This window comes from Dapis brunnea BLCC-M229 (assembly GCF_050015995.1).
Classification (GTDB): domain Bacteria; phylum Cyanobacteriota; class Cyanobacteriia; order Cyanobacteriales; family Microcoleaceae; genus Trichodesmium.
On record NZ_JBNHEP010000175.1, the window covers coordinates 1 to 3,535 of the forward strand.

General features: G+C 36.6%; 5 protein-coding genes. 2 read left to right on the forward strand and 3 right to left on the reverse strand.

The genetic code is table 11. From position 1 onward, the window contains the following. Positions 1-399: 399 nt before the first annotated feature. Together ACP6PM_RS20010 and ACP6PM_RS20015 are read left to right on the forward strand one after the other, a co-directional pair. Positions 400-816, forward strand: a complete 417-nt coding sequence (locus ACP6PM_RS20010; protein ID WP_426587699.1) for a DUF4158 domain-containing protein — start codon at positions 400-402, stop codon at positions 814-816. Continuing rightward, positions 807-977 (forward strand): hypothetical protein, encoded by a 171-nt coding sequence (locus ACP6PM_RS20015; RefSeq protein WP_426587700.1) that lies wholly within the window; start codon positions 807-809, stop codon positions 975-977. Before ACP6PM_RS20010 ends, ACP6PM_RS20015 begins: the two co-directional genes overlap by 10 nt. Here ACP6PM_RS20015 and ACP6PM_RS20020 read toward each other — a convergent pair. The 3 genes from ACP6PM_RS20020 to ACP6PM_RS20030 form a co-directional block, all read right to left on the reverse strand. Further along, on the reverse strand, positions 958-1,200 hold the full coding sequence (locus ACP6PM_RS20020) for a helix-turn-helix domain-containing protein (RefSeq protein WP_426587702.1): 243 nt from the start codon (positions 1,198-1,200) through the stop codon (positions 958-960). The two genes, ACP6PM_RS20015 and ACP6PM_RS20020, sit on opposite strands and share 20 nt — an antisense overlap. 263 nt (positions 1,201-1,463) lie before the next feature. Continuing rightward, positions 1,464-2,225, reverse strand: a complete 762-nt coding sequence (locus ACP6PM_RS20025) for a YebC/PmpR family DNA-binding transcriptional regulator (RefSeq protein ID WP_426587724.1) — start codon at positions 2,223-2,225, stop codon at positions 1,464-1,466. A gap of 293 nt (positions 2,226-2,518) precedes the next feature. After that, positions 2,519-3,166: a histidine phosphatase family protein gene (locus tag ACP6PM_RS20030; RefSeq protein WP_426587726.1), complete on the reverse strand. Its 648-nt coding sequence runs from the start codon at positions 3,164-3,166 to the stop codon at positions 2,519-2,521. Positions 3,167-3,535: the final 369 nt, after the last annotated feature.

The following is a 3,535-nucleotide window of genomic DNA, read 5'->3' on the forward strand; positions in this document are numbered from 1 at the left end:
TTGAAATAAAAAATGGTTTAGAGTTAGGTACTAAAGTAGTAGTATCAGGTGCAGGTTATTTGAAAGATGGAGATATTGTCAAAGTAATTGAAGGAAATTAAGCTATTTTGATTAAGAATAGAAAATGATGTAACATAACCCAGATTGATCACAAATAGGCGTAGATCGAAGGTTCGTGCAACCAGGGGCAATCGCAGCTCAAAACTCTTGACTTGTATGAATTTCAGAATTTTTGAATCTCAACTGTTGTTACTCCTGATTCATAAAGAACCCAAATTTATATTTTTTCTTTGACAAATCATCTCGAATCTGCATTTTTTCTAAATTTATCAAATTATGACCATCTCTTCACTTATGCTTTTAGGCCACTGATATTAGCTTATGTGGAGAAAATAGTGAATGGTCAAATCACATTGGAAGACAGAAGAACTGGTTGAAAACTGGACAATTATTCCCCAAGAATTAGAACTAATTCAGAAGAAAAAAATTGGTTCTAATCAGATTAGTTTTGCCATTTTACTAAAATATTTTCAACTCATGGCTCGTTTTCCTGACAAGAGTGAAGAAATACCAGACATTATTATTTCTTACATTGCATCACAACTCAAAAAATCTCCTCAATTGTATTCAAAATACGATTTGCTTGGACGTACTATAAAAAATCATCGTGCAGAAATTCGTTACTTTTTCGGATTTCGGACAGCTACTCTTAACGATTCGTCAGATATCTTTAACTGGTTAATTGAAACAATCTTACCCCACGAACAAAGACAGGAAAGCAAAATATACTCTTCCGTATTGCTGAAGTGGCAGTAGCTCAACCTACTGGAGTCATTGAAAAAGTTATCTATCCAATAGTACCCGAACAAACCCTCCAAAATTTAGTCAAAGAATATAAATCTACAGGCATAGGTTATCGTCAAATTTTCTCCCTGTTGACTAGCTCAGAATCCATCGCTAAACTCGCTCTGATTTGATAGCAATATTTGCTAGCAGTAGCTCCTTTTCTTCTTTAGGTAATGGTCCTCCTCCATGCTGCTTTGGATTCACAGTTCCTGTGGTTCGATAATGCCGCAATAAATTACGAACAAAAGTCAAACTAACTTGAAATCTTTGTGCTATTTGACGTTGAGAACCTTCTTGGTTTTGAGCAGCCCTAAGCACAGGTCGGCCTAAATTTTCTGAATATGGTCTGGCCATTTTTGTGGTTTGGCGTTCGCGGAGCCTGGCGTCAGCCGTATCGCTCTAGATAACTACTTTGTCTTTAGTCACATTTTACGCTTTTGTGGTTCATTCATATGAAAAGCGCTGTAAATATTCCTGAAGCAAATGAATATACATCATCTTCACGGTTATTTTCTAAATATTCTAAATATTTATGATTATTATTCATCTAAAATAAGATACCTTTCTTGAACTATAATTCCCAGACAAATTGCCTGGGAAATAATGGCAGGTGTAATCTAAACTAAAACAGCAGAAACAAGCTCATTTGCTATATCAAAATTAGCCGTGACATTCTGTACATCATCCAGGTCATCAAGAGCATTCATTAACTTGAGCAGCGATCGCGCTTGCTCCACATCAGTCACCTCAACAGTATTACTAGAAATCCACCGAAACTCCACCTCACTTACATCAAAACCTTTTTCTCCTAAGACCTGACTAATATTTTCCAAATTAGTAGTTTCAGTGAATACCTCTGCACCCTGAAAATCATCTTCCGAAATCATTTCATAATATTCTGCTTCCCCTTCCACAGATGCTTCCAATAATTCATCCTCATCAACAGACCCCTTAATAATCACCACACCCTTGTGGTTAAACATCCAACTAACACAACCAGTCTCTCCCAAATTACCACCATTTTTAGTAAATGCACTTCTCAGGTCTGCTGCTGTGCGGTTGCGATTATCTGTTAGTGCTTCAATCAGAATCGCTATACCTCCGGCACCATAACCCTCATAACGAATCTCCTCCAGTTGACTTCCATCATTTAACTGACCCGAACCTTTAGCGATCGCCCGCTCAATATTATCATTGGGAATACCTGCTTCCTTTGCTTTCTCTATTGCCGTGCGTAACTGAAAATTACCAGCGGGGTCAGCACCACTACGAGCAGCAACAATAATTTGGCGAGATACTTTAGCGAAAACTTTTCCTTTAACAGCATCAACTCTTGCTTTTTGGCGTTTAATATTTGCCCATTTACTATGTCCTGCCATAAAATCAAATATCGTCAAAAAATTTTGTGAAATAGTTACTAAATTGTTATATAATAGTACATTAATGTTCTCGAAGATTGGTAACTACAAAATCTCTAACTCAAAATTTATCTAGCTTCAATAGAGGGTCTTATTAAAGGGGATTTAAAAGGGGATTCAGGATTCAGTTTTTCCACTACTTCTAAATTCTAATATAGAATCAGGCTATATTATATAATATATGTTGATAATTCTATCTATGACTTCAATCTCCCTAGCTCCCTAGCTCCCCATCTCCCTAGCTCCCTTCTTTATTAAACAAACCTGACAGTAGTTTCTCTATTATCTAGATGAGAAGTATCTCCATTTAATTCCATTACCCATTGTTCTTCTCGAAGGACAATTTTCACTAAACAACAAAGAGAAGCCTTAACTTCAGTTTCAGCAATTTCACCAACTAATCCAGCAGCAGTACCAATAACTGAAGCACCATGCCCCACCAATAAAATATTTTCTGTGGGAAACTCTGCCACCAAACGCTGAGAAATTTCTCCACTTCGCTTCATACAAGCTTTCCAGGTTTCCGGATATTGGGAAGTACCTCCATTGTAAGAAAGGTCTATTCTGCTATATTTTTTGGCCATAGTTTCTAGAGATAGAGTTTCTGGCATAGCAGGCATCCATTCTGGATTCAACCATTCACACAAAGCCCAATCTAATTTAATGGGTAAATCAAGAACTTCTGCTACTTCATTGGCAGTTTGTACAGTTCGCAGAAAGGGAGAGGCAAAAATCTGGGTGATATTTTCCCCAATTAAACGCTTTGCTAGTTGTTTTGCTTGGAGGATACCGTCATCTGAAAGATGGGGGTCGTATGGTCTTTCCGCAGTATTAAACCATTCAGGGTTAACAAAGTCGATGCGGTTTCCGTGCCTTGCTATCCAGACTGTTTGTTGGGTCATAAATTCATCTGTTGCAGATTGCCACCTTAATATATAGCAATTAGGACATCCCAGAGACATGAATTCCCAGATAGTGGCCATAGAATATGCTGTCCCTTTTCCAAAAATTTATCAAACTACTGACTATCTTTACCAAATCTTTATATAAAATTACGAAAATACCTGCTATTATATGAAGTATAGATGGATAAAAAAATTAAGTCTTCAAAGAATTATATTTAATTATTTATTGTATTGGTTTGTGTGTCTTAATTTAGCTTAGGCTTCCTCTCAAAGAGGGGGTCTATTTTTTTGGCTATAACTATTATGATTTGTGATTTGACGAATTTACTGTAGCTTTACCAAAACTTCATCAAATTACTGAGTATC

What these genes read in the sequence shown, in the direction of transcription:
- ACP6PM_RS20030 (WP_426587726.1), bottom strand. Translation starts at nt 3,166, where the DNA reads ATGACCCAACAAACAGTCTGGATAGCAAGGCACGGAAACCGCATCGAC.
- ACP6PM_RS20025 (WP_426587724.1), bottom strand. Translation starts at nt 2,225, where the DNA reads ATGGCAGGACATAGTAAATGGGCAAATATTAAACGCCAAAAAGCAAGA.
- ACP6PM_RS20020 (WP_426587702.1), bottom strand. Translation starts at nt 1,200, where the DNA reads ATGGCCAGACCATATTCAGAAAATTTAGGCCGACCTGTGCTTAGGGCT.
- ACP6PM_RS20010 (WP_426587699.1), top strand. Translation starts at nt 400, where the DNA reads ATGGTCAAATCACATTGGAAGACAGAAGAACTGGTTGAAAACTGGACA.